At 72.2% G+C, this 25,139-nt stretch carries 22 protein-coding genes; 13 read left to right on the top strand and 9 right to left on the bottom strand.

What is annotated here, in order from left to right:
• Positions 1-117: 117 nt before the first annotated feature.
• From J2X26_RS13150 to J2X26_RS13160, 3 genes are all read right to left on the bottom strand, one after another.
• Positions 118-933: an ABC transporter permease gene (locus J2X26_RS13150; protein ID WP_307492896.1), complete on the bottom strand. Its 816-nt coding sequence runs from the start codon at positions 931-933 to the stop codon at positions 118-120.
• Positions 930-1,916 (bottom strand): ATP-binding cassette domain-containing protein, encoded by a 987-nt coding sequence (locus J2X26_RS13155; protein ID WP_307492898.1) that lies wholly within the window; start codon positions 1,914-1,916, stop codon positions 930-932. The genes J2X26_RS13150 and J2X26_RS13155 overlap by 4 nt, the downstream gene beginning before the upstream one ends.
• Positions 1,917-1,981: 65 nt before the next feature.
• Entirely contained in the window at positions 1,982-2,659 is a 678-nt protein-coding gene (locus tag J2X26_RS13160) for a PadR family transcriptional regulator (RefSeq protein WP_307492899.1), read from the bottom strand.
• Positions 2,660-2,690: 31 nt separating this feature from the next.
• On the opposite strand from J2X26_RS13160, the gene dxr reads away from it, so the two are divergent.
• On the top strand, positions 2,691-3,857 hold the full coding sequence (dxr, locus tag J2X26_RS13165; protein ID WP_307492901.1) for a 1-deoxy-D-xylulose-5-phosphate reductoisomerase: 1,167 nt from the start codon (positions 2,691-2,693) through the stop codon (positions 3,855-3,857).
• 4 nt (positions 3,858-3,861) lie between these two features.
• Here dxr and J2X26_RS13170 read toward each other — a convergent pair whose 3' ends face one another.
• From J2X26_RS13170 to J2X26_RS13180, 3 genes are read right to left on the bottom strand one after another with little or no spacing between them, the layout of a single operon-like run.
• The gene (locus tag J2X26_RS13170) at positions 3,862-5,217 is read right to left on the bottom strand and encodes an NAD(P)/FAD-dependent oxidoreductase (RefSeq protein ID WP_307492902.1); all 1,356 of its coding nucleotides are present in this window, start codon (positions 5,215-5,217) and stop codon (positions 3,862-3,864) included.
• A complete protein-coding gene (locus tag J2X26_RS13175; protein WP_307492904.1) occupies positions 5,214-6,590 on the bottom strand; it encodes an aspartate aminotransferase family protein in 1,377 nt (458 codons plus the stop codon). Before J2X26_RS13175 ends, J2X26_RS13170 begins: the two co-directional genes overlap by 4 nt.
• Positions 6,587-7,063, bottom strand: coding sequence for an Lrp/AsnC family transcriptional regulator (locus J2X26_RS13180; RefSeq protein WP_055922212.1), 477 nt, complete (start codon positions 7,061-7,063; stop codon positions 6,587-6,589). The genes J2X26_RS13175 and J2X26_RS13180 overlap by 4 nt, the downstream gene beginning before the upstream one ends.
• A 175-nt stretch (positions 7,064-7,238) precedes the next feature.
• On the opposite strand from J2X26_RS13180, the gene J2X26_RS13185 reads away from it, so the two are divergent.
• From J2X26_RS13185 to J2X26_RS13210, 6 genes are all read left to right on the top strand, one after another.
• Positions 7,239-8,684: a gamma-aminobutyraldehyde dehydrogenase gene (locus J2X26_RS13185; protein WP_439897853.1), complete on the top strand. Its 1,446-nt coding sequence runs from the start codon at positions 7,239-7,241 to the stop codon at positions 8,682-8,684.
• A gap of 153 nt (positions 8,685-8,837) precedes the next feature.
• On the top strand, positions 8,838-10,064 hold the full coding sequence (locus tag J2X26_RS13190) for an ABC transporter substrate-binding protein (protein WP_307492906.1): 1,227 nt from the start codon (positions 8,838-8,840) through the stop codon (positions 10,062-10,064).
• A complete protein-coding gene (locus J2X26_RS13195; protein WP_307492907.1) occupies positions 10,061-11,236 on the top strand; it encodes an ABC transporter ATP-binding protein in 1,176 nt (391 codons plus the stop codon). Before J2X26_RS13190 ends, J2X26_RS13195 begins: the two co-directional genes overlap by 4 nt.
• Positions 11,233-12,153 carry an ABC transporter permease gene (locus J2X26_RS13200; protein ID WP_439897854.1) on the top strand — a complete coding sequence of 307 codons (921 nt, stop codon included), beginning with the start codon at positions 11,233-11,235 and terminating at the stop codon, positions 12,151-12,153. Before J2X26_RS13195 ends, J2X26_RS13200 begins: the two co-directional genes overlap by 4 nt.
• A gap of 86 nt (positions 12,154-12,239) precedes the next feature.
• Complete coding sequence (locus J2X26_RS13205) at positions 12,240-13,016, top strand: ABC transporter permease (protein ID WP_307493180.1); 777 nt, start codon at positions 12,240-12,242, stop codon at positions 13,014-13,016.
• Positions 13,017-13,033: 17 nt separating this feature from the next.
• Positions 13,034-14,317, top strand: coding sequence for a saccharopine dehydrogenase C-terminal domain-containing protein (locus J2X26_RS13210; protein WP_307492908.1), 1,284 nt, complete (start codon positions 13,034-13,036; stop codon positions 14,315-14,317).
• On the opposite strand, the gene gabT is transcribed toward J2X26_RS13210, so the two are convergent.
• Positions 14,314-15,660 (bottom strand): 4-aminobutyrate--2-oxoglutarate transaminase, encoded by a 1,347-nt coding sequence (gabT, locus tag J2X26_RS13215; RefSeq protein WP_307492909.1) that lies wholly within the window; start codon positions 15,658-15,660, stop codon positions 14,314-14,316. The genes J2X26_RS13210 and gabT overlap by 4 nt on opposite strands.
• A gap of 207 nt (positions 15,661-15,867) precedes the next feature.
• On the opposite strand from gabT, the gene J2X26_RS13220 reads away from it, so the two are divergent.
• The 3 genes from J2X26_RS13220 to J2X26_RS13230 all read left to right on the top strand — a co-directional run bounded on the left by J2X26_RS13220 (position 15,868) and on the right by J2X26_RS13230 (position 19,412).
• Positions 15,868-17,178, top strand: coding sequence for a M50 family metallopeptidase (locus J2X26_RS13220; protein WP_307492911.1), 1,311 nt, complete (start codon positions 15,868-15,870; stop codon positions 17,176-17,178).
• Between the two features lie 81 nt (positions 17,179-17,259).
• Positions 17,260-18,420: a flavodoxin-dependent (E)-4-hydroxy-3-methylbut-2-enyl-diphosphate synthase gene (gene ispG / locus J2X26_RS13225; RefSeq protein ID WP_056021182.1), complete on the top strand. Its 1,161-nt coding sequence runs from the start codon at positions 17,260-17,262 to the stop codon at positions 18,418-18,420.
• 77 nt (positions 18,421-18,497) lie between these two features.
• Positions 18,498-19,412, top strand: a complete 915-nt coding sequence (locus J2X26_RS13230) for a GNAT family N-acetyltransferase (protein WP_307492913.1) — start codon at positions 18,498-18,500, stop codon at positions 19,410-19,412.
• Positions 19,413-19,416: 4 nt separating this feature from the next.
• Here the strand turns inward: J2X26_RS13230 and J2X26_RS13235 are convergent, their stop codons facing one another.
• Positions 19,417-20,307, bottom strand: a complete 891-nt coding sequence (locus J2X26_RS13235; RefSeq protein WP_307492915.1) for an Fpg/Nei family DNA glycosylase — start codon at positions 20,305-20,307, stop codon at positions 19,417-19,419.
• A 66-nt stretch (positions 20,308-20,373) separates the two neighbouring features.
• Between J2X26_RS13235 and J2X26_RS13240 the strand changes: the two genes are divergently transcribed.
• On the top strand, positions 20,374-22,170 hold the full coding sequence (locus J2X26_RS13240) for a proline--tRNA ligase (RefSeq protein ID WP_307492917.1): 1,797 nt from the start codon (positions 20,374-20,376) through the stop codon (positions 22,168-22,170).
• Positions 22,171-22,249: 79 nt separating this feature from the next.
• Here the strand turns inward: J2X26_RS13240 and J2X26_RS13245 are convergent, their stop codons facing one another.
• Positions 22,250-23,314 carry a DUF4439 domain-containing protein gene (locus tag J2X26_RS13245; protein WP_307492919.1) on the bottom strand — a complete coding sequence of 355 codons (1,065 nt, stop codon included), beginning with the start codon at positions 23,312-23,314 and terminating at the stop codon, positions 22,250-22,252.
• Between the two features lie 129 nt (positions 23,315-23,443).
• Here J2X26_RS13245 and rimP point away from each other — a divergent pair, with 129 nt between their 5' ends.
• Positions 23,444-24,010, top strand: coding sequence for a ribosome maturation factor RimP (gene rimP, locus J2X26_RS13250; protein WP_307492921.1), 567 nt, complete (start codon positions 23,444-23,446; stop codon positions 24,008-24,010).
• 1 nt (position 24,011) lies between these two features.
• Positions 24,012-25,073, top strand: a complete 1,062-nt coding sequence (gene nusA, locus J2X26_RS13255; RefSeq protein WP_307492923.1) for a transcription termination factor NusA — start codon at positions 24,012-24,014, stop codon at positions 25,071-25,073.
• Positions 25,074-25,139: the final 66 nt, after the last annotated feature.

Genomic DNA, 25,139 nt, shown 5'->3' on the forward strand with positions numbered 1-25,139 from the left:
AGCGCGGCCGTCGCTGTCTGAGCCCTCTGTTCGCGCTGGCCTTGCGTTGCGCTGCGGGCGGGTGCCCTGGCGCGCCCCCACCCTCCGCTGCGCTACAGCCCAGCGCTCACGGATGCCTCAGCCGTCCTCGCGCTTGAAGGTGCGGGCGCCGAACCAGAGGCCGACGGCCGCGAGCACGATGGTCAGCGCGGAGCCCCACAGGGCCGTGGCGCTGCCGATGTCGCCGTCGAACTGCGCGCGGATGCCGGAGACCACGTGCTTGATCGGGTTGAGGTTGGACAGCGTGTTGAGCCAGGCAGGTGCCGAGGCGGCCGTGATGGGCAGCAGGATCCCGGACAGCAGCAGCAGCGGCAGGGCGACCCCGTTCATCAGGGGAGCCAGGGCGTCCTCGCTCTTGAGCGTGAGCGCCACGGCGTAGGACGCCGAGGCGAACGCGGCGGCGAGCAGCGCGGCGGTGACGATGCCGAGCACGATGCCCCAGAAGGGCGCCTCGAGCCCGAACAGGAACGCCACGGACACCAGGACGACACCCTGCACCGCGACGACGATGACGTCGCGGAGCACGCGTCCGACCACGAGGGCCGACCGGGGTGCGGGACTGACCCGCTCGGCCTCGATGACGCCGTCGCGCCACTCGCCGATGAGCCCGAAGCCGACGAACAGCGCGCCGAACATGCCGAGCTGCACCAGCAGGCCCGGGACGAAGAGCTGGTAGGCGTTCGTCGCTCCCAGCTGCGGGGCGAGCGGCTCGAGCAGGGGCCCGAACAGCGAGAGGTACAGCACGGGCTGGAGCAGACCCATGACGGCCCAGACGGGGTTCCGGAGCGAGATCCGCATGGCGCGGCGGAAGACGGTGAGCGCGTCGCGGACGAACGTGCTCCGGCCGCTCTGCTCGTCGGTGAACGTGGACGGGGTGGCGGTGGCGGCGGTCATGCTGCGGCTCCTTCGGAGGGCTGCGCCGGGCTCTCGCCGTCGCGGAGGGACCGGCCGGTGAGCGTGAGGAAGACGTCGTCGAGCGTGGGGCGACGCAGCTCGACGCCGGCCAGCTCGATGCCTTCGGCGTCGAGCGAGCGCAGGAGGCCGGCGAGGAGGGTGCGACCGGCGGGGACGCGGACCTCGACGAGGTGGCCGTCGACGGTCGGGACGTCCGCGCCGGGGAGCTGCGCGGCGATGGCGGCGATGCGGGCGACGTCCGTCGGCTGGGAGGCGCTGAGCAGGACCGCGTCGCCGCTGACCCGCTGCTTGAGCTCCTCGGGCGAGCCCTGGGCGACGATCTGCCCGTGGTCGATGACGAGGATGCGGTCGCACAGGGCGTCGGCCTCGTCGAGGTAGTGCGTGGTGAGGAACACGGTGCTGCCGCGCTCGTCGCGCAGGCCGCGCACGTGCGTCCAGAGGTTGGCGCGCGCCTGCGGGTCGAGACCGGTGGTGGGCTCGTCGAGGAACACGAGCCGCGGCGTGTGGATCAGGCCGGTGACGATGTCCAGCCGGCGGCGCTGGCCACCGGACAGGGACGAGCACTTGCGGTCCCAGAGGCCGTCGAGCTCGAGCTGCTCGAACAGGACGCGGCCACGGGCGGTGGCGACCGAGCGCTCGACGCCGTAGAGCAGGGCGTGGTCGACGACCTCCTCGCCGGCGCGCGCTTCGCCCGACGTGGAGCCGGACTGGGCGACGTAGCCGATGCGGCGGCGGACGGCGCCGGGGTCCCGGCGCAGGTCGGCGCCGGCGACCGTGGCCTCGCCGCGGGTGGGCCGCAGGAGGGTGGTGAGCATGCGGAGCGTGGTCGTCTTGCCGGCGCCGTTGGGGCCGAGGAAGCCGACGATCTCGCCGGCGTCGACGTCGAGGTCCACGCCGCGCACGGCGTCGACGTCTCCGCGTCGGGTCTTGTAGGTGCGGGCCAGGCCGCGGGCATGGATCATGCGGGGTCTCCTTCGAGTGGAGACCCCAGTATTCAAGATGGACTATTACTCGTCAACCTTGACTATTACGTGTTCTCCTCGGCCATGGCGAGGACCACGCCCGGCCCGACCCCGGCGGCGCGCGCGATCTCGACCTGCTCGGGCGTCGGCGTCCAGAGCGGTGCCTCGTCCTGGAACGCGTAGGCGCCGGCCGCCAGCCGGTCGAGGTAGTCGCGGGCCCACTCCAGCTCACCCCGGGTCCTCGCGCTGATCAGGCGCGGGACCTCCGTCGCGGTGTCCGGGGTGTCCTTGGTCCCGAGGATCTGCTCGATCTGCGTCGCGAGGACGACGAGGTACTCCTCCAGCAGGGCGACGCGTGTGCGCACCGCCTGCACGACCTCGGCGCGGGGGAGGGCGAACGCCATGTTCACGGCCGTGAGGAAGAGCGTCGGGTCGTCGATGGTGAGCAGGCCGGCGCGGACCAGCGTCAGGAACTCGTCCTCGCCGGCGTCGGTGAGCCGGTAGGTGGTGCGCGGCGGTCGGGGACCGGCGGCGACGACCCCCACCTCCTCCAGCAGCCCGGAACGCGTGAGGGACTTGAGCGCGTTGTAGATCGACCCGGGGTGCACGTGCGCCCACTGGTCGACCTCCCAGCTGACGAGCTCACGGCGCAGGAAATAGCCGTGCACGGGCTGGAAGATCCGCACGCAGCCGAGCACGAGCAGGCGCGTCGAGGACCCCTGGGGCGTCGCAGGAGCGGACATGCGGCGATCCTGCCACGGGCGATGCACGAAGATGGGCAGCGTGACACAGCGCAGCGTCGTCCTCCTCGGGTCCACCGGGTCCATCGGCACCCAGGCCGTCGACGTGATCACCCGCAACCCCGACCGGTTCACCGTGACGGGTCTGTCCGCAGGCGGCCGGGACGTCGACCTGCTGGTCCGGCAGGCCCGCGAGCTCGGCGTGTCGACGGTGGCCGTCGCCGACCCGCGCGCGGCGACGCCGTTGCGCGAGGCCCTGCCGGGGGTCGAGGTGCTGGTCGGACCGCAGGCGTCGACCGAGCTCGCCGGGCGCGGCGCCGACGTCGTGCTCAACGGCGTCACGGGCTCGGTCGGGCTGGGGCCGACGCTCGCTGCGCTGGGCGCGGGCAGCACGCTCGCGCTGGCCAACAAGGAGTCGCTCGTCGTCGGCGGCCGGCTGGTGCACGCCGCGCGGCAGCGCCCGGACCAGATCGTGCCGGTCGACTCGGAGCACTCGGCCATCGCCCAGGCGCTGCGCGGCGGCACCCACCCCGAGGTCCGACGGCTGATCCTGACCGCCTCCGGGGGGCCGTTCCGCGGCTGGTCCCACGACGACGTCAAGACGGTCACGCCGCAGCAGGCCCTGGCGCACCCGACGTGGTCGATGGGGCCGGTGGTGACCATCAACTCCTCGACGCTGATGAACAAGGGCCTGGAGCTGATCGAGGCCCACCTGCTGTTCGACGTGGCGGTCGAGGACATCACCGTGGTGGTGCACCCGCAGTCGGTGGTGCACTCGATGGTCGAGTTCGTCGACGGCTCCACGCTGGCGCAGGCGTCGCCGCCGGACATGCGGCTGCCGATCGCGCTCGGGCTGTCCTGGCCGGACCGGGTGCCGCAGGTCGCGCCGCCGTGCGACTGGACGCAGGCCACGGCCTGGACGTTCGAGCCCCTGGACGAGGTCGTCTTCGCGGCGGTCCGGCTGGCGCGTGAGGCGGTCGCGACCTCCGCGACGCACCCGGCGGTCTACAACGCGGCGAACGAGGAGTGCGTCGAGGCGTTCCTGACCGGCCGGATCGGGTTCCTCGACATCGTGACCACGGTCGAGCGGGTGCTGGGCGAGCACGACGGCACGACGCCGGAGGACCTGAGCCTCGACGCGGTGCTGGCCGCCGAGGTCTGGGCGCGGGCCCGCGCGCAGGAGATCCTCGCGCGCGCCTGACGGCTCAGTGCCCGAGGACCTGGCTCAGGAGGCCGCCCACACGGCTGGGGTGACCGGTCCGGGACTCGGTGCGGTCGGCCCACGCGGTCGCCCGCCGGGTCGCCGTGATGCCGGCCCACCGGATCGGCTCCGGCTCCCAGGCGGGGGAGCGATGGTCCACCCACGGCAGGTGGACCAGGGCGCTGTCCGCCCCCGTGATCAGGTCCGCGAGGGTCCGGCCCGCGAGGTTGGTGAGCGCGACGCCGTCGCCGACGTACCCGCCCGCCCAGGCGATCCCGGTCTCGGGGTCGAGCCCGACGGACGGGTGCCAGTCGCGCGGTACCCCGAGCGGACCTCCCCAGTGGTGCGTGATCTCGGCCCGTTCGAGCACCGGGAACAGGTCGACGAGCGCGTGCCCGAGGTGTGCGGCGGTGGCGTCGGCCTGGTCGTACGCGGGCCGGATGGCGGAGCCCAGGTGGTACGGCGCACCCCGCCCGCCGAACGCGAGGCGGTCGTCGGTGGTCCGCTGGCCGTAGACGACGAGGTTGCGCGCGTCGGTGAACGTCTGTGCGCGGTCGAGCCCGATCTGCGCCCAGACCTCCGGCGGTAGTGGCTCGGTGGCGATCATGTGGGAGTACACGGGGGCGACGTCGCGGCGCGACCCGGGCAGGTGCGCGGTCCAGGCCTCTGTCGCACGGACCACCCAGCGGGCGCGGACGATGCCGTGGTCGGTGACGACCGCACGGGGGGACAGGCGCAGGGCGCGCGTCCCCTCGGCCAGCCGGGCGCCGCGGGACAGGACGACGTCCAGCAGCCCGCGGACCAGCCGTGCCGGGTGCACGCGGGCGCAGTCGGGCGTGAACGAGCCGCCGACCGCACCGTCGGCGCGGACGTGCTCGGCCACCCCGGGGGCGTCGAGCAGGTGCGACTCGTCGCCCCACCGGGCGTCGGCGGCGACGTCGTCGGCCACGCGCTCCAGTTGCGGGCGGTTGCGGGCGACGGTGACCGTCCCACCGAAGGCGAACCCGCAGTCGATCAGCTCCGCGGCGGCGACCCCGCCCACCTCGACGACCGTGTCGCGCATCGCGGCGCGCATCGCCAGGGCGGCGTCGCGACCGTGCCGGCGGGCCAGCTCGTCGGCCGAGACCGGCAGCAGGGCAGAGCACCAGCCGCCGTTGCGTCCGCTCGCCCCGAAGCCCGCGACCTGCGCCTCGACGAGGAGGACGTCGAGCGACGGGTCGGCCTCGAGCAGGTAGTACGCGGTCCAGAGCCCGGTCAGGCCCGCGCCGACGATGACGACGTCGGCCTGCGCGTCCCCGTCGAGCGGGTCGAGCGCTGCCCGCTCCTCGACCTGGTCGGACCAGAGCGACCGTCCCGTCACAGACGCGCCCAGGCCTCGGTGAGCACGCTGCGCAGGATGCCCGTGATCTCGTCGAACTCGGCCTGCCCGCACGTCAGCGGCGGGGCGAGCTGGATGACCGGGTCGCCGCGGTCGTCGGCGCGGCAGTACAGCCCGGCCTCGAACAGGGCACCCGACAGGAACCCGCGCAGCAGGCGCTCGCTCTCGTCGTCGTCGAACGTCTCCCGCGTGACCTTGTCCTTGACCAGCTCGATCCCGTAGAAGAACCCCTCGCCGCGGACGTCGCCGACGATCGGCAGGTCGAGCAGCCCTTCGAGGGTGCGGCGGAACGCGGGGGCCGACTCCTTGACGTGCGTGGTGATGCCCTCGCGCTCGAACAGGTCCAGGTTCGCGTTGGCGACGGCCGCGGACACCGGGTGACCGCCGAACGTGTAGCCGTGCGCGAACGACGCGTTGCCCGTCGCGAACGGCTCGTAGAGCTTGTCGCTGGCGATCAGGGCGCCGATGGGGGAGTACCCCGACGTCATGCCCTTGGCACACGTGATCATGTCCGGGACGTAGCCGAAGTCGTCGCACGCGAAGATCGACCCGATCCGGCCGAACGCGCAGATGACCTCGTCGGAGACCAGCAGGACGTCGTACTGGTCGCAGATCTCCCGGACGCGCTCGAAGTACCCCGGGGGCGGCGGGAAGCAGCCGCCGGCGTTCTGCACCGGCTCCAGGAACACGGCCGCGACGGTGTCCGGCCCTTCCATCTCGATGGCGTCACCGATGCGGTCCGCAGCCCACCGTCCGAATGCCTTGGGGTCGTCGCGCAGGTGGTCGGGCGCGCGGTACTCGTTGGTGTTCGGCACCTTGTGCGCGCCCGGTACCAGAGGCTCGAACTGCGCCTTGAGCGTCGGCAGGCCGGTGATCGACAGCGCCCCGTGCGTGGTGCCGTGGTACGCGATCGACCGCGAGATCACCTTGTACTTGTTCGGCTTGCCGGTGAGCTTGAAGTAGTTCTTCGCCAGCTTCCAGGCGGTCTCGACGGCCTCGCCGCCGCCGGTGGTGAAGAAGACGTGGTTGAGGTCGCCGGGGGCGTAGGCCGCGAGGCGCTCCGCCAGGTCGATCGCCTGCGGGTGCGCGTAGGACCACAGCGGGAAGAACGCGAGCTTCTCGGCCTGGACGCGTCCGGCCTCGGCCAGCTCGGTGCGACCGTGCCCGGCCTGCACCACGAACAGCCCGGAGAGACCGTCGATGTACTGGCGGCCCTGGTCGTCCCAGATGTGGTGACCCTGGCCGCGCACGATCGTCGGGACGTCGTCGGCCCACGCGCTCTGCCGCGTGAAGTGGCCCCAGAGGTGCGAACGTGCGGCCTCGGACCGATCCGTGCCACGCGGTGTCGTGCTCATCGGGTCCCCCAGTTGTAGAGCTGCTTGCGCAGCTTCAGGTAGACGAACGTCTCGGTGGTCCGCACCCCGGGGAGCGAGCGGATCTTCTGGTTGAGCACCTCGAGCAGGTGGTCGTCGTCCTCGCAGACGACCTCGCACAGCAGGTCGAACCCGCCGGCCGTGATCACGACGTAGTCGACCTCGGTCATCGCCGCGAGCGCGTCCGCGACGAGCGACAGGTCGCCCTCGCACTTCAGCCCGATCATCGCCTGCCGGGAGAAGCCGACCTGCAGCGGGTCGGTCACCGCGACGATCTGCATCACGCCGGAGTCCGTGAGGCGCTGGACGCGCTGGCGCACCGCCGCCTCGGACAGCCCGATCGCCTTGCCGATGGTGGCGTACGGTCGCCGGCCGTCCTCCTGGAGCTGTTCGACGATCGCCTTGGAGACGTCGTCGAGTGCCGGGTGCCCCGGTGCTGGTCTGCGTGTGCCCACCCGCCGATGGTGGTGCGCCCGAGGGTTCAGCGCAAGGGAATCCGTCGTGACAGGCCGTGTGAACTTCTGATTCCGGTGTCCACGGGCGCCCGATCGGCCGAATGCACCGTCCGGGGCTCCCGCGCGGACGTCGAGCGGCGTAGCGTGCGGCACACCGACTGTGAGGAGAGCACCCGTGAGCCAGACCGCCGAGACGCCTCTGTTGCGCAACGTGATCGGGGGTGTCGAGCGGCCCGCCGCGGACGGCCGCACCACGTCGGTGATCGACCCGTCCACGGGGCAGGAGTACGCCCGCGCGCCCCTGTCCGGGGCGGAGGACGTCGACGCGGCGTACGGAGCGGCGTCGGAGGCGTTCACGACGTGGGGCCGCACGACCCCGGCCGAGCGCCAGCTCGCGCTGCTGCGCCTCGCCGACGCGATCGAGCAGCGTGCCGACGAGTTCGTCGCCGTCGAGTCCCGCAACACCGGCAAGCCGCTGCACCTGACCGCGACCGACGAGGTACCGCCCTGCGTCGACCAGCTGCGGTTCTTCGCCGGCGCCGCCCGCGTGCTCGACGGGCTGAGCGCGGGGGAGTACATGGCGGGCCACACCTCCTGGGTGCGCCGCGAGCCGGTCGGGGTCGTCGGCCAGGTGACGCCGTGGAACTACCCGCTGATGATGGCGATCTGGAAGATCGCCCCGGCGCTCGCGGCCGGCAACACCATCGTCCTCAAGCCGTCCGACACGACGCCGGCCTCGACGCTGCTGCTCGGGCGGGTGGCCAGCGAGGTGCTTCCCCCCGGGGTCCTCAACGTCGTCTGCGGTGACCGCGACACGGGCCGCGCCCTCGTCTCGCACCAGCGCCCCGACATGGTGGCCATCACGGGGTCGGTGCGCGCCGGCTCGCAGGTGGCCGCGGCTGCCGCGGCCAACGTCAAGCGCGTCCACCTGGAGCTGGGCGGCAAGGCGCCGGTGATCGTGTTCGCCGACGCGGACCTCGCCGCCGCTGCCGAGGGCATCGCGGGCGCCGGGTACTACAACGCCGGCCAGGACTGCACGGCCGCCACCCGCGTGCTGGTGCACGCGTCCGTGCACGACGACTTCGTCGCGGCGCTCGCCGAGGCGGCCAAGGGGCAGCGCACCGGTGTGCCCAGCGACGAGGGCGTCGCATTCGGTCCGGTGAACAACGCGCTGCAGCTGGAGCGGGTGACCGGCTTCCTCGACCGGCTCCCGGACCACGCGTCGATCCTGGCCGGCGGCCACCGCGTCGGGGACGTGGGGTACTTCGTCGAGGCGACCGTCGTGGCGGGGCTGAAGCAGGACGACGAGGCCGTGCAGGACGAGATCTTCGGGCCGGTCATCACGGTGCAGACGTTCACCGACGAGGACGAGGCGATCACGCTGGCCAACGGCGTGCGGTACGGGCTGTCCAGCTCGGTGTGGACGCAGAACCACGGCCGGGCGCTGCGGGTGTCCCGCGCGCTGGACTTCGGGGTGGTCTGGATCAACACTCACATCCCGTTCGTGGCGGAGATGCCGCACGGCGGCTTCAAGCACTCCGGGTACGGCAAGGACCTCTCGATGTACGGCTTCGAGGACTACACCCGGATCAAGCATGTGATGTCTGCTTTCGACGCGTAAGTCGACGGATCCAGGAGCCGTATGTTCCGTCCGTGCAACATTTTCGTTGCGGACGGGTGCTGATGCGACGGATTCCTTGCTGGACGGCCGTCCGTTTGCGAAGATCCAGCGACCCGCCGTGCACCGCGGCGCCCGTCGGCACCTAGGAGCCCCATGAGCCCCCACCGTCGCCCCGCCCCCGCCGACCCTCGGGTGCGGGCGCTCGTCGCCCAGGCTGCGCACCGCGGCGGCATGTCCCGGCGGTCGTTCCTCATCGGTGCCCTGGGCACCGCCGGCACCGGCGCGCTGCTCGCTGCGTGCGGCACCGGGTCGCCGTCCTCGTCCGCGTCGTCCGCGCAGGACCTCTCCGACAGCGACAAGATCGTGCGCTGGGCCAACTGGACGCAGTACCTCGACCAGGACGAGGACGGGAAGAGCTACCCGTCGCTCCAGGCCTTCGAGGAGCAGTCGGGGCTGAAGGCCACCTACGCCGAGGACATCGACGACAACGACGCCTTCTTCGGCAAGGTCTCCGGCCAGCTCAAGAACGGCCAGGACATCGGCTACGACATCGTCACGCTCACCGACTGGATGGCCGCACGGATGATCCGCCTGGGCTACACCCAGGCGCTGGACAAGTCCCGCATGCCGAACGCGGACAACATCCTGTCCGGCCTGGCGAACGTCGACTTCGACCCGGGCCGCTCGCACTCCCTGACGTGGCAGTCCGGCTTCGCCGGGCTGGCGTGGGACAAGGAGAAGGTGCCGGGCGGTCTGCACACGCTGTCGGACCTGTGGGCCCCCGAGCTCGCGGGCCGCGTCGAGGTGCTCTCCGAGATGCGCGACACGATGGGCCTGATCATGCTCGACCAGGGCGTCGACCCGTCGGGCAACTGGAGCGACAGCGACTTCTACACGGCGCTCGAGGTGCTCAAGGAGAAGATCGACTCCGGCCACATCCGGCAGGTCCGCGGCAACGCGTACACGCAGGACCTGGCCTCGGGCGACGCGATCGCCGTCATCGGGTGGTCGGGCGACATCACGTCGCTCAACTACGAGGCGGACGACAAGTTCGAGTTCGCCATCCCGGAGGCCGGCGGGACGCTCTGGAGCGACAACCTGATGGTGCCGGTCGGCTCCCCGCACCTGGGGAACGCCGAGGACCTCATGAACTACTACTACGACCCCGAGGTCGCCGCGCAGGTGGCCGCCTGGGTCAACTACATCACGCCGGTGCAGGGGGCCCAGGAGGCGATGATGGCCATCGATCCCGAGCTCGCCGAGAACCCGATGATCTTCCCGACCGACGAGATCCTGTCCAAGGTCAGCGTGTTCCGGACGCTCAGTCCGGACGAGGAGGAGCGCTACAACGGCGAGTTCCTCACCGTGATCGGCGCATGACGAGCACGAGCACTGCGGCCGCCGTCACGGCGGACGCGACGGGCGGTGCTGCGCTCGAGCTCGGCGGCGTGACCAAGTCGTTCGGGCAGTTCGTCGCGGTGGACGACCTGACGCTCGAGGTCCCGTCCGGGTCGTTCTTCGCCCTCCTCGGCCCGTCCGGGTGCGGCAAGACGACGACGCTGCGGATGGTCGCCGGCCTGGAGCAGCCCACCGCGGGGACCATCACGCTCGGTGGCCAGGACGTGACCGGCACCCGGGCGCACCAGCGTCCCGTGAACACCGTGTTCCAGAGCTATGCGCTGTTCCCGCACCTCACGGTCGGCGAGAACGTGGCGTTCGGGCTGAAGCGCTCGCGGGCGAAGGACGTCGCCGCGCGGGTGGCCGACGGTCTCGACCTGGTCGAGCTGGGCCACCTCGCCCACCGCAAGCCCGCCCAGCTCTCTGGGGGGCAGCAGCAGCGGGTGGCTCTCGCCCGGGCGCTGGTGAACCGCCCGGCGCTGCTGCTCCTGGACGAGCCGCTGGGGGCGCTCGACCTCAAGCTCCGTCGCCAGATGCAGCTCGAGCTCAAGCGCATCCAGACCGAGGTGGGCCTCACGTTCGTGCACGTCACGCACGACCAGGAGGAGGCCATGACGATGGCCGACACGGTCGCCGTGATGAACCACGGGCGCATCGAGCAGCTGGGCTCGCCGGCCGACCTGTACGAGCTGCCGCGGACCGCGTTCGTCGCCAACTTCCTGGGCCAGTCCAACCTCGTCGCGGGCACGGTCACCGAGCGGCTGACGAAGCGTGGCCTGCTGGGGGTCGACGTGCGTGGGACGCGCGTCCTGGTCCCCGCGGCGCGTGCGGTGAGCTCGGACGGTGCGGTGCTCGTCGGGGCACGGCCGGAGAAGATGCGGCTGCTCGTCGGGGACCAGGCGCCGGGTCGGGGCGACAACGTGCTCGGTCCCGGGACGGTCACCGACGTCTCGTTCATGGGCGTGAGCACGCAGTACCAGGTGGAGATCCCGGGCCTCGGGACGTTCGGCGTCTTCGCGCAGAACCTGCTGGGCGGTGCCACGGTCACGGTCGGGACGTCCGTGCGGCTGGCCTGGGCCGTCGACTTCACGTTCGGGCTGGACGGCGCGCAGGCCCGCGACGACGGCGCGGTCGACCTGGACGACGAGCCGTGAGCATCACGGCCGCGCTCGGCGACAGCGTCGCGGGAGTCGCCGCCGAGCCTCCGCGCCGCCGCGCACGTCGCGCACACCTGTTCCTCCTCGGACCGGGCGTGGTCTACCTCGTCCTGTTCTTCGTCGTGCCCGTCGGCGCCCTGCTGGCGACGTCGCTGTACGTGCCGGTGCCCGGCGGCGACGTGGGGGAGTACCAGCCCGCGTTCCACTGGCAGAACTACGTCGACTCGCTCGCCCAGTTCTGGCCCGCTCTCCTGCGCTCGTTCTGGTTCGCGTTCCTGGCCACCGTCGCCGCGCTGGTCATCGGCTACCCGATGGCGTACGTCATCGCGGTGCGCGCCCGAGGCCGCAAGCTCCTCCAAGGGCTGCTGCTCGTGCTGGTCGTCGCGCCGTTCTTCACCAGCTTCATCCTGCGCACCATCGCGTGGAAGCAGATCCTGGCAGACGACGCCTTCGTCGTGACGGCCATGCACTTCCTGCACCTGCTGCCCGCCGACGCCCGGCTGACCGCGACCCCGTTCGCGGTGGTCAGCGGCCTGACCTACAACTTCCTGCCGTTCATGGTGCTGCCCATCTTCGCGGCCCTGGAGCGGCTGGACTCCCGGCTCCTGGAGGCCGGTGCGGACCTGTACGCGTCACCCGCCACGACCTTCCGCACGGTCACCTGGCCGCTGAGCATGCCCGGGGTCGTCGCCGGCACCCTGCTGGTGTTCATCCCCGCCGCCGGTGACTACGTGAACGCCTCGCTGCTCGGGAACAACACGAACACGACGATGATCGGGCAGGTCATCGACGCCCGGTTCTTCAAGGTGCTCGACTATCCGACGGCCGCGTCCTTGTCGGTGGTGCTGATGGTGGCGATCCTGGTGCTCGTGGGTGCGTACATCCGACGCTCCGGCACGGAGGACCTCCTGTGACGGCGGTCCTCGACCGGGCGGGCGAGTCCACGACGGTGCCGACACCGGAGCGTCCGCCGCGTCGCCCGCGCCGTCGCCTCGGAGACATGATCGTCCCGGTCTTCGCCGCGCTCGCGTTCGTCTACCTGCTCGTCCCGGTCGCCTACACCGTCGTGTTCTCGTTCAACGACGCCGGCAAGACCAACCTCGTGTGGCAGGGCTTCACGCTGGCGAACTGGCAGAACCCCTGCGGTGCGCCGCAGGTGTGCGAGGCGTTCGCCAACTCCCTGCAGGTCGGCGTCGTCTCGACGCTGATCGCGACCGCGCTGGGCACGCTGGTCGCGATCGCGCTGGTCCGGTTCCGGTTCCGCGGGCGTGCATCGACGAACCTGCTGATCTTCCTGCCGATGTCGACGCCCGAGGTCGTGCTCGGCGCAGCCCTGCTCGCGCAGTTCCTGACCGTGCGCGTCCCGCTCGGCTTCGGCACGGTCGTCGCGGCCCACGTGCTGTTCTGCATCAGCTTCGTCGTCGTCACCGTCAAGGCGCGCGTCGCCAGTCTGGACCCCGCGCTCGAGGAGGCCGCGGCCGACCTGTACGCGTCGCCGTGGCAGGCGTTCTGGCGCGTCACGTTCCCGCTGCTGATCCCGGGCATCGCCGCGGCGGCGCTCCTCGCGTTCAGCCTCAGCTTCGACGACTTCATCGTCACCAACTTCACGTCCGGCTCGTACACGACGTTCCCCAAGTTCGTGTACGTGTCTGCCACCCGTGGCATCCCGCCGCAGGCGAACGTGATCAGCTCGTTCATGTTCGTCCTGGCCCTCGCGATCGTCGTGCTGGTCCAGGTGCTCGGCTATGCCCGGGGCAAGCGGCTCCGGACCCGTTGAACGCGGAGGCACGGCTCGTGCGGATCCTGGTGGTCGGAAGTGGTGGGGTGGGCGACGCGGTCGCCCGGATCGCGGCTCGTCGGACGTTCTTCGAGCGGCTCGTCGTGGCCGACGTGGACCTGGGACGGTCGCAGCGCACGGTCGGGGCCGCGAGCGCGCACGACGTGGTGGGTGACCGGTTCGTCGCGGCGGCGGTCGACGCGTCGAGCGCTGACGCCGTGGAGGCGCTGGTCCGCGAGCACGGTGCCACGCACGTGCTCAACGCGGTCGACCCGCGGTTCGTGCTGCCGATCTTCGAGGGGGTGCGGGCGGCCGGGGCGCACTACCTCGACATGGCGATGTCGCTGTCCCACGCGCACCCGGAGCGCCCGTACGAGCTGCCGGGCGTCAAGCTGGGCGACGAGCAGTTCGCGCAGGCCGACGGGTGGGAGGCGGACGGGCAGCTGGCGCTGGTCGGCATCGGGGTGGAGCCTGGCCTGTCCGACGTGTTCGCGCGCTACGCGGCGGACCACCTGTTCTCCGCGATCGACGAGCTCGGCGTGCGCGACGGCGCCAACCTCGAGGTCGTCGGCGACGACGGTGAGCCGATCTTCGCGCCGTCGTTCTCCATCTGGACGACGATCGAGGAGTGCCTCAACCCGCCGGTGATCTGGTCGGCGGACCGTGCCGAGGCCGGCGCCGGGCTGGAAGACGGGTGGTTCACCGTCGCGCCGTTCCACGAGCCGGAGGTGTTCCGGTTCCCCGACCCGATCGGCGACGTCGAGTGCGTCCACGTGGAGCACGAGGAGGTGCTCCTCATGCCGCGCTGGGTCGACGCCCGGAAGGTGACCTTCAAGTACGGCCTGGGCGAGGAGTTCATCGGCGTGCTCCGGACGCTGCACCGTCTGGGACTGGACAGGACGGAGCCGGTGACGGTCCGCGGCGTGCCGGTGAGCCCGCGCGACGTGGTCGCCGCGGCGCTGCCCGACCCGGCGACGATCGGCCCCCGCATGACCGGGTCCACGTGCGCCGGGCTGCTGGTGACCGGCACGGGCGTGGACGGCTCGCCGCGCGAGGTGTACCTCTACCACCTGGTGGACAACGCCTGGTCGATGGCCGAGTACGGCGCGCAGTGCGTGGTGTGGCAGACGGCCGTCAACCCGGTCGTCGCGCTCGAGCTCCTGGCCGCCGGCACCTGGTCGGGGGCGGGTGTGCTCGGCCCCGAGGCGTTCGACGCCGTCCCGTTCCTCGAGCTCCTGGCGGCGCCGACCCCGCAGGGCTACGGCTCGCCGTGGGGGATGGAGGAGCGCGACCCCGCCTAGAGCGCGCGGAGCTCGTCCTCGAGCACGGTCAGGGCCTCGTCGAGGAGGTCGTGCCCGATCACCAGCGGCGGGAGCAGGCGCAGCACGTTCCCCCAGGTCCCGCAGGTGAGCACCAGGACGCCCTGCGCCGCGCACGCCGCCGCCACCTTCTGGGCACCGGCCTTGTCGGGCTCGAGCGTGCCGGGGCGGACCAGCTCGACCGCGAGCATCGCTCCTCGGCCGCGCACCTCCGCCACGGCCGGGACCTCGTCGCGGAGGGCCGTCAGACGGGGGACGACCGCCGCCTCGATCGCCCGCGCGGCGGCCGCGAGGTCGTCGCGCTCGTAGATCTCGAGCGTCGCCAGGGCCGCTGCGCACGCCAGGGGGTTCCCGCCGAACGTGCCGCCCAGCCCGCCCGCGTGCACGGCGTCGAGCAGCTCGGCCCGCCCGGTCACGGCACCGAGCGGCAGGCCGCCCGCAATGCCCTTGGCCATGGCGACGAGGTCCGGGACGACGTCCTCGTGATCCATCGCGAACATCGCGCCCGTCCGCGCGAAGCCGGTCTGCACCTCGTCGGCGACGAGCACGATGCCGCGGTCGGCCGCCCACCCCGCGAGGGTCGACAGGAACCCGGGCGCCGGGACGACGAAGCCCCCCTCGCCGAGGATCGGCTCGACGACGAGCGCGGCCACCTGGTCGGCGCCCACCTGGCGCTCAGCCACGCCGATGGCCCGCAGCGCCGCCTGCTTCCCCGTCATCCCCGCGGGGTCGCGCAGCGGGTACGACGCCGGCACGCGGTAGACCTCGCCGGCGAACGGCCCGAAGCCCGTCTTGTAGGGCATGGCACGCGCGGTCATCGCCATCGTGAGGTTGGTGCGCCCGTGGTAGGCGTGGTCGAGCACGAGGACCGCCGGGCGGCCGGTGGCGCGGCGCGCGATCTTCACGGCGTTCTCGACGGCCTCGGCGCCGGAGTTGACCAGGACCGACCGCTTGTCGTGGGTGCCGGGGGTGATCCGCGCCAGCGCCTCGCAGACGGCGACGTACTCCTCGTACGGGCTGATCATGAAGCAGGTGTGCGTGAAGTCGGCCGCCTGTGCGGCGACCGCCGCGGTGACCTCGGGGGCGCTCGCCCCGACGGAGGTGACCGCGATGCCGGAGCCCAGGTCGATCAGCACGTTGCCGTCGACGTCCTCGATCACCGCACCCGACGCCCGGGCCACGTAGACCGGCAGCGTCGACGACACACCGGACGCGACCGCAGCCGCGCGACGCTCGCCGAGCGCGACGGAGCGCGGTCCAGGGATCTGTGTGTGCAGGGCGCGGTGCTGCTCGAGGGGAGGCACCGGGGCGGAAACGGTGGTCATAGGGGGACGCTAGTGCCGATCTCGTGCTCGGGAAAGGATCACACGACGAAATCCGCCGACCGCCGGATCGCACGTCGAGTCGGCTGATCGGGTGACCTGAGCGTGCGTTCAGGGGGTTCCCAGGGACAGGAGGCAAGATGTCCTCCGCGGAGTCGGTCGTGACCCCGCTTCCTCGCGCGTGCGTGGGGGCTGCTGACGGAGGGGTCGATGGAGTACCTGGTCGCTGTGCTCATCGTGTTCGTGGTGCTGCTGCTGTCCATCGGGCTGCACGAGGTCGGCCACATGGTGCCCGCCAAGCGCTTCGGTGTCCGGGTGAGCCACTACATGGTCGGCTTCGGCCCGACCCTGTGGTCACGCACCCGGGGGGAGACGGAGTACGGCTTCAAGGCGATCCCGCTCGGTGGCTACGTGCGCCTCGTCGGCATGTACCCGCCCGACGCTGCCGTGGGCAACCCGCCGGCGCGCACCTGGACCGGCCGGCTCGCCCGCGACGCCCGCCAGGCCAGCGCCGAGGAGATCCGGCCCGGTGAGGACGGGCGCGCCTTCTACCACCTGTCCACGCCCAAGAAGCTGGTCGTGATGCTCGGCGGCCCGGTGATGAACCTGTTCATCGCGATCTTCCTGATGGCGATCGTGCTGGTCGGGATCGGTCTCCCGACGGTGACCACCAACCTCGCCGGCGTCTCGCAGTGCGTCATCCCCGCCGATGCCGACCAGGCGCGCGAGTGCACCGCGGCCGACGAGTCCGCGCCCGCCGCGGCGGCCGGCATCGAGCCGGGCGACACCGTCGTGTCCTACGACGGCACCGAGATCACGTCCTGGGACCAGCTGTCCGGCCTCATCCGCGCCACCGGCGCGGAGGCCGTCCCGATCGTCGTCGAGCGCGACGGCGAGCGCGTGGACCTCACGATCACGCCGGTCGTCGCGGACCGTCCCGTCTACGACGAGAACGACGAGCTGGTCGTCGACAGCGCCGGCGACCCCGTGACGGAGCCAGTCGGGTTCCTCGGCATCACCCCCGCGCAGGAGCTGGTCCGGCAGTCCCCGCTGGACGTGGTCGGCGTCGTGGCCGACACCACGTGGCAGACGATCACCGTGGTGGCCACGCTGCCCGCCCGCGTCGGCGACCTGGTCGAGTCGCAGGTGAACGGCACCCCGCGGGACACCAACAGCATCGTCGGCGTGGTCGGCATCGGCCGGTTCGCCGGGGAGATCGCCTCGACCGACGGCATCGAGTGGCAGCTCAAGGCCGCCGCCCTCCTGCAGATGCTCGCCACGCTGAACATCGCCCTGTTCGTCTTCAACCTCATCCCGCTCCCGCCGCTCGACGGCGGGCACGTGGCTGCAGCCCTCTGGGAGGGCGGCCGACGGCAGGTCGCTCGACTGCGCGGGCTGCCCCGGCCCGGTCCGTTCGACTCGGCCAAGCTGGTCCCGCTCGCGTACTCGGTGTTCGTCCTGCTCGGCGCCGTCGGCCTGCTGCTCATCTACGCCGACATCGTCAACCCGGTGCAGATCTGACGCGTGGGAACCCTGGGGTGATCTCGTGCACACCCGCCCCCGCGGGCAGGCGCGTCACCTGCCGGGTGCGATGATGAACTCGTGAGCATCCCGATCAGCCTCGGCATGCCGGAGGCGCCCCCTTTGGTCCTGGCACCCCGGCGCAAGACCCGCAAGATCAAGGTCGGCAAGATCGACGTCGGCGGCGACGCCCCGGTCAGCGTGCAGTCGATGTGCACGACGCAGACGACGGACATCAACGCGACGCTGCAGCAGATCGCCGAGCTGACCGCCGCCGGTTGCGACATCGTCCGGGTTGCCGTCCCGACGCAGGACGACGCGGACGCGCTGCCCGCGATCGCGCACAAGTCGCAGATCCCTGTGATCGCGGACATCCACTTCCAGCCGAAGTACGTCTTCGCCGCCATCGACGCCGGCTGTGCCGCGGTCCGCGTCAACCCGGGCAACATCCGCAAGTTCGACGACCAGGTCAAGGAGATCGCCCGTGCGGCGACCGACGCCGGCACGTCGATCCGGATCGGCGTCAACGCCGGCTCGCTGGACCCGCGCCTGCTGGCCAAGTACGGCAAGGCCACCCCGGAGGCGCTCGTCGAGTCCGCCGTGTGGGAGGCGTCGCTGTTCGAGGAGCACGGCTTCCGCGACTTCAAGATCTCCGTCAAGCACAACGACCCCGTGATCATGGTCCGCGCCTACGAGCTGCTGTCCGAGCGCGGCGACTGGCCGCTGCACCTCGGCGTGACCGAGGCCGGCCCGGCGTTCCAGGGCACCATCAAGTCCGCGACCGCGTTCGGCGCGCTGCTCAGCAAGGGCATCGGCGACACCATCCGCGTGTCCCTGTCCGCGCCGCCGGTCGAGGAGGTCAAGGTCGGGATCCAGATCCTGCAGTCCCTCAACCTGCGCCCACGCAAGCTCGAGATCGTCTCCTGCCCGTCCTGCGGACGCGCCCAGGTCGACGTCTACTCGCTCGCCGAGCGCGTCACCGCCGGGCTCGAGGGCATGGAGGTCCCGCTGCGCGTGGCCGTCATGGGCTGCGTCGTCAACGGCCCCGGTGAGGCCCGGGAGGCCGACCTGGGCGTCGCGTCCGGCAACGGCAAGGGCCAGATCTTCGTGCGCGGCGAGGTCATCAAGACCGTGCCGGAGGCGCTCATCGTCGAGACCCTCATCGAGGAGGCCATGCGCCTCGCGGAGAGCATGGATCCCGTCGAGTCCGGCGACGGAGCGCCCGTCGTCACCGTCGGCTGAGGTGCTGGCGCCCAGCTTCACTCGATCGACGTGTCGGACAAGGGGTGAACCGGACGCCCGTGGTGCAGGATCTACCCATGGTGCAACGCCGCGCTGCTCTGCTCGACGGTCGGGCCGGAGGTCGGGTCCTCGGTGACGTCGACCTCGAAGCCGCGCTGGCCGTCTGTGCGCGGGACGCCGTCGGCTCGGTCCTGGCGACCGCCCGGCTCGAGCAGGCCGTGGGCCGGTCGCTGCGTGCCGCGGGCGGGACGCTGTGGGGCTACGAGGAGGGCGGCGAGCTCCTCGCCATCTGCTACGCCGGGGCGAACATGGTCCCGGTCATCCCCGTCGACGACCCCCACGTGGTGAGCCGGGCGCTCGACGCCTTCGCCGGGCTCGCGCGCGGACAGGGTCGCCGCTGCTCGTCGATCGTCGGGCCCGCCGAGGCCGTACTCGGGCTGTGGGCCAGGCTCCGCTACTTCTGGCCGGCTGCGCGCGAGGTCCGCGAGGACCAGCCGTCCATGGTGATCGAGCACGCGCCGCTGATCACGGCCGACCCCCGCGTGCGGCGTTCGCTGCCCGACGAGTTCGACATCGTGCTCCCGGCCTGCGTCCGGATGTTCACCGAGGAGGTCGGCTACTCGCCGGTCAGCGGTCCTGGGGGACCGTACGAGACGCGGGTGCACGGGCTGATCGCCCAGGGGCGCTCGTTCGTGCGGATCGACCGGCCCGAGGGCGTCGTGGGCCGTCGACGCTCGGGCGACGTCGTGTTCAAGGCCGAGCTCGGCGCCGTCGCCGGGGGAGTGGCGCAGGTGCAGGGCGTGTGGGTGGCACCGGACCGGCGCGGCGAACGGCTCTCGGAGACCGGGATGGCCGCCGTGGTGCAGATCGCGCGCGGTGAGGTGGCGCCGCTGGTGTCCCTGTACGTGAACAGCTACAACACGCGGGCGCTCGCGGCGTACCGCGCGGTGGGCTTCCGCCAGGTCGGCACGTACGCCACCGTCCTGTTCTGACGGGTCAGCGGAGCAGGCGGGACATCCGCCGGTCCGCGAGCGGCTTGCCGCCCGTCTGGCACGTCGGGCAGTACTGCAGCGACGAGTCCGCGAACGACACCTCGTGCACGGTGTCCCCGCACGGCACGTCGTCCCACCCGGGACACGGCTGACCCGTCCGTCCGTGCACCTTCATGCCGCGACGCTTGGCGTCCTTGAGCTCGATCGCAGGCTTTCCCGACGCCGACTCCACGGCCCCCGTGAGGACCTCGCGGATCGCCTCCCAGAGGACCCGGGTGCGCTCCGCGTCGAACGACTTCGTCATCGCGAACGGGCTCATCCGGGCGGCGAGCAGGATCTCGTCGGAGTACGCGTTGCCGATCCCCGCGATCGTCCCCTGGTCGCGCAGCAGGCCCTTGACCTGCTGGTTGCGCGACGCGAGCAGCTCCGCCAGGCGGTCCTCCGTGAACTCGTCGGAGAGCGGCTCCACGCCCAGCGTCGCGATCTGCGGGACGTTGGTCGGGTCCTCGACGACGTGCACGGCGAGCCGTTTGCGGGTGCCCGCCTCGGTCAGGTCGAACCCGGAGCCGTCGTCGAGGCGGACCCGCAGCGCGAGCGGTGACTTCCCCGGCCGGACGGGATTGGTCGACAGCTGCTCCGACCAGCGGACCCAGCCGGCGCGCGACAGGTGCCAGATCAGGTGCAGCGGCTCACCCGTCGACGTCGCCACCATGAGGTCCAGCCACTTGCCGTGCCGCTGCACGTCGACCACCGTGCCGCCGACGAGTGCGTCGGGCGGGGGCCTGAACGTCTTCAGCGCGCTGATCGCACCGATCGACACCTCGGTCACGGCGCGGCCGTCCGCGCGCCCGCGCAGGAACTGCGCGAGCGCCTCGACCTCGGGAAGCTCGGGCACGCGCCCATCGTGGCGTACGCCGTAATCTCGTGCGAGCCACTCGGCGCAGGCAACTACGCTCCTCCCATGCTCATCCGCCTGTCCCAGCTCTTCTTCCGCACGCTGCGGGAGGACCCGGTCGACGCCGAGGTCGCCAGCCACCGTCTGCTCGTGCGCGCGGGCTACATCCGTCGCGCCGCCCCCGGCATCTACACCTGGCTGCCGCTGGGCCTGCGCGTGCTCGCCAAGGTGGAGCAGGTCGTCCGCGAGGAGATGGCCGCGGCCGGCGCCCAGGAGGTCCACTTCCCGGCGCTCCTGCCCAAGGAGCCGTACGAGGCGACGGGTCGCTGGACCGAGTACGGGCCGAACATCTTCCGGCTCAAGGACCGCAGGGGCGGTGACTACCTGCTCGCGCCGACGCACGAGGAGATGTTCACGCTGCTGGTCAAGGACCTGTACTCGTCGTACAAGGACCTGCCGCTCACGCTCTTCCAGATCCAGACGAAGTACCGCGACGAGGCGCGTCCGCGCGCCGGGCTCATCCGCGGGCGCGAGTTCGTCATGAAGGACGCCTACTCGTTCGACGTCGACGACGCCGGGCTCGAGGCCTCCTACCAGGCGCAGCGCGACGCCTACCAGCGCATCTTCGACCGGCTGGGGCTCGAGTACGTCATCGTCGCGGCCACGTCCGGCGCGATGGGCGGCTCGCGCTCCGAGGAGTTCCTCACGCCGACCGCGATCGGCGAGGACACGTTCGTGCGCTCACCGGGTGGCTACGCGGCGAACGTCGAGGCGGTCACCACGGTCGTCCCCGACGCCATCCCGTTCGACGACGCCCCGGCGGCCCATGTCGAGGACACCCCGGACACCCCGACCATCGACACCCTCGTCGCCGTCGCCAACGAGCGGTTCGCCCGTCCGGACCGGCCGTGGACCGCTGCCGACACGCTCAAGAACGTCGTCCTGGCCCTCGTGCACCCGAGCGGTGAGCGCGAGCTCCTCGTCGTCGGCCTGCCCGGCGACCGCGAGGTGGACCTCAAGCGCCTCGAGGCGGCCGTCGCGCCGGCCGAGGTCGAGGCCGCGGGCGACGCCGACTTCGCACCCCACCCGGAGCTCGTCCGCGGCTACCTCGGGCCGGAGGTCCTCGGCCCGAACGTCCCGGTCGCCGACGGCTCTGAGCGCACGGCGATCCGCTACCTGCTCGACCCGCGGGTCGTCGCGGGCACCCGGTGGATCACCGGCGCCAACGAGCACGGCAAGCACGTGTTCGACCTGGTCGCGGGTCGGGACTTCCACGCCGACGGCACGGTCGAGGCCGCCGAGGTGCGCGCGGGCGACCCGGCGCCGGACGGCTCCGGCCCGCTCGAGCTGGCGCGCGGCATCGAGATCGGTCACATCTTCGCGCTCGGGCGCAAGTACGCCCAGGCGCTCGGCCTGACGGTGCTGGACCAGAACGGCAAGGCGCAGGTGGTGACGATGGGCTCCTACGGCGTCGGGGTCACCCGCGTGCTCGCCGCGCTCGCGGAGGCCAACAACGACGAGCGCGGGCTGGCCTGGCCGGCGCACGTGGCACCGGCGCACGTCCACGTCGTCGCCACGGGCAAGGACCCGGCGGTGTTCGAGGCCGCCGACGCGATCGCCACCGAACTGTCGTCGCGCGGTGTCGAGGTGCTCTACGACGACCGACCGGGCAAGGTCTCGCCCGGCGTGAAGTTCGCCGACGCGGAGCTCCTCGGCGTCCCGCTCGTGGTCGTCGTCGGCCGCGGGCTGGCCGAGGGCGTGCTCGAGGTCCGTCCGCGGGTCGGCGGCGCCACCGAGCAGGTCCCCGTCGCCGAGGCAGCGGACCGGGTCGAGTCCCTGGTCACGGCCCTGCTCACCGCCTGACCGCCCGCAGCACGTCCGAGCATCGGGTCGTTCCGACGACCGGATGCTCGGACGTTCCCGTCTCGGACGTCCCGGGTCGTCAGCCCGTCGGCTGCTGGGCGCGTTCCGGCAGGCCGGGGAACGGGACCGGGGTGGCGCCCCAGATCGCGGCGTCGACGGTCGCGCGGCGCAGGCCGTCGATCAGCGTCGCCCGGTCACCGGGTCCGGCCTGGGCGACCGCGTTCGCGTAGGCGTCGGCGACGGCCGTCTCGAGCGTGCGCCCGAGGGCCGTCGCGACGGTCGGGTCGTCGAGGCCCGCCGGCAGCGTGTACGACGCACGGCGAGGATCCTGCGCCGTCCCGTCGATCCCGGCGGCGGCCGCCCAGTCCTCGCTGCGGGCCCGGTGCGAGGCCGCGGCGGACACCGCCGTCGCGCGCTGCTCGGCGGAGAGCTTGGCGGCGATCACCTCGAAGCCGTACCCCGCCTCGTCGTGCACGAGTGCGAGCACGCCGACCTCGGTGGCGGACAGCGCGTCGCCCTCCGGCGCTGTGCTGTCGGGGCTCGGCGTCGGGTCCGCCGGCGCAACAGTCTCGTCGGGGACCAGGGACGGGATCTCCGCACCGGTGACCAGCGCGAGCCGCGTGGCCAGCTCCCCCCGGGAGGTCGCGACGGAGGCGATGAGCCGTGCGAGCGGTCCGTCGGTCACGGCGTCGGCATCCGTCAGCGCGGTGCGCGTCGCCGACGCGAGCTGCTCGAGGACGTCGGCCACGGAGTCGGTCGTCGGCGTGCTGGTGGCGGTGGGGGAGTCCGTGGGTGCCGGCAGCCCGGACACGTACACGCCGCCGAGCTGGTCGGCATGCTGGTCGGAGAAGCCGGTGACGTCCGCGAGCACGGGTGCGACCGGCTCGACGGCACCGTCGGGCAGCAGCAGGGCGGCGCTCGCCGCGGCCGACAGCGCGAGCGAGTCGGTTACCGTCCGGGCACGGATCTGCTCGACGGCGTCGGGGCTGGGCTCGACGGGTGGCGGTGTCTCCACCCGCAGACCGCACGCCGCCAGGGTGAGAACCGTCACTGCGACGACGAGCGCGCGGACGATCGAGCGCCCCGTGCGCGCGTGATCCCGCGCGTGATCACGGTGGCCTGCAGGGTTCTCGTCCGCGCTCATCGCCGGTGATCCTGCCATGCCGAGGGGCCGCGGCCGTGGGGCACGCCCGGACTCGTTACTGTGGTCCCACAACATCACAGGGTCGCAACGTCGCTCGCCGACGACCCGCTGGACCGACAGGAGGCCGAGATGGTCGCGCCAGCACACGCAGAGCGGGTCCGGCACGTCGTGGAGCCCGCCGTCGTGGCCGAGGGTCTCGTGCTCGAGGACGTCACCGTGCGCAAGGCAGGCTCGCGGTCCGTCGTCGAGGTGGTCCTCGACATCACGGAGGACGACGAGGGCGGCCTGGATCTCGACCGCGTGGCACAGGCCACCCGAGCGGTCTCCGACGCCCTCGACGCAGCCGACGTCATCGTCGGCGAGTACACCCTCGACGTGATGAGCCCTGGTGTTGACCGTGCGCTGACGGAGCGCCGCCACTTCACGCACGCCGTCGGGCACCTCGTCACCGTGGCGCTCTCGGATGGCGGGTCGCTGGCCGGCCGGCTGACGGAGGTGGATCGGTCCGACGACGCGATCGTCGTCGTGCCCGTGACGCCCGGGCTCAAGGGTCGCAAGCCGGTGGTGGGCGAGCCCGTCCGCGTGCCCCTGTCGGACGTGCGCCACGCGCACGTCGAGGTGGACCTGTCGGGCATCGGCCCTGTGGACGACGACGACTCGGCCGGCCACGACGCCGCTGCCGGCAAGGAGAGCTGAGATGGACATCGACATGCAGACGCTGCGGCTGCTCGAGCGCGAACGGGAGATCAGCCTCGACGTGCTGGTCTCAGCGATCGAGCAGGCGCTGCTGTCCGCCTACCACCGCACGCCGGGCGCGCAGACGAGGGCGCGGGTCGAGGTGGACCGCAAGACCGGGCACGTGACCGTGTGGGCGCGCGAGGCCGCACCCGCCGGCGAGCCCGACGACGAGGGCATCCTGCCGCCGCCCGGACCCGACGGCCCCGAGTTCGACGACACCCCGGACGGCTTCGGGCGCATCGCGACCGCGACGGCCCGCCAGGTCATCGTGCAGCGACTGCGCGACGCCGAGGACGACCAGGTGCTCGGGGCGTTCCGCGGCAAGGAGGGCGAGGTCCTCGGTGGGGTCATCCAGCAGGGGCGTGACCCCCGCACGGTGCTGATCGACGTCGGCGGCACCGAGGCGGTCCTGCCCGCGCACGAGCAGGTCCCCGGCGAGGAGTACGTCCACGGCGACCGGATCCGCGGCTACGTCCTCGAGGTCGCCCGGGGCCAGCGCGGCCCGCAGGTGACCCTGTCCCGGACGCACCCGAACCTTGTGCGCAAGCTCTTCGCGCTCGAGGTCCCCGAGGTCGCCGACGGCACCGTCGAGATCACCGCGATGGCGCGCGAGGCGGGGCACCGCACCAAGATGGCCGTCCGTGCGACCGTCCCCGGAGTCAACGCCAAGGGCGCCTGCATCGGTCCGATGGGCGGCCGTGTGCGTGCCGTGATGGCCGAGCTGCACGGCGAGAAGATCGACATCGTCGACCACGCCGACGACCCGGCGGAGATGATCGCCCACGCCCTGTCGCCCGCCCGGGTGCTCTCCGTGACGGTCGTCGACCCCGAGGCGCGTGCGGCGCGCGTGATCGTGCCGGACTACCAGCTGTCGCTGGCGATCGGCAAGGAGGGCCAGAACGCCCGCCTCGCCGCCAAGCTGACCGGCTGGCGCATCGACATCCGCTCGGACGCCGAGGTGCCGGGGGAGCGCGAGGGTGCGTCGCACGCTGCCCGCGACGGTGCGGACGGCAGTGAGTGACCTCACGAGTGACGCCGCCGGAGCCGCGGCGCGGTAGACTTGCTGCGGCTGGGCCGGATGTCCGGC

Source organism: Cellulomonas humilata, from assembly GCF_030814415.1.
GTDB lineage: Bacteria > Actinomycetota > Actinomycetes > Actinomycetales > Cellulomonadaceae > Cellulomonas > Cellulomonas humilata_A.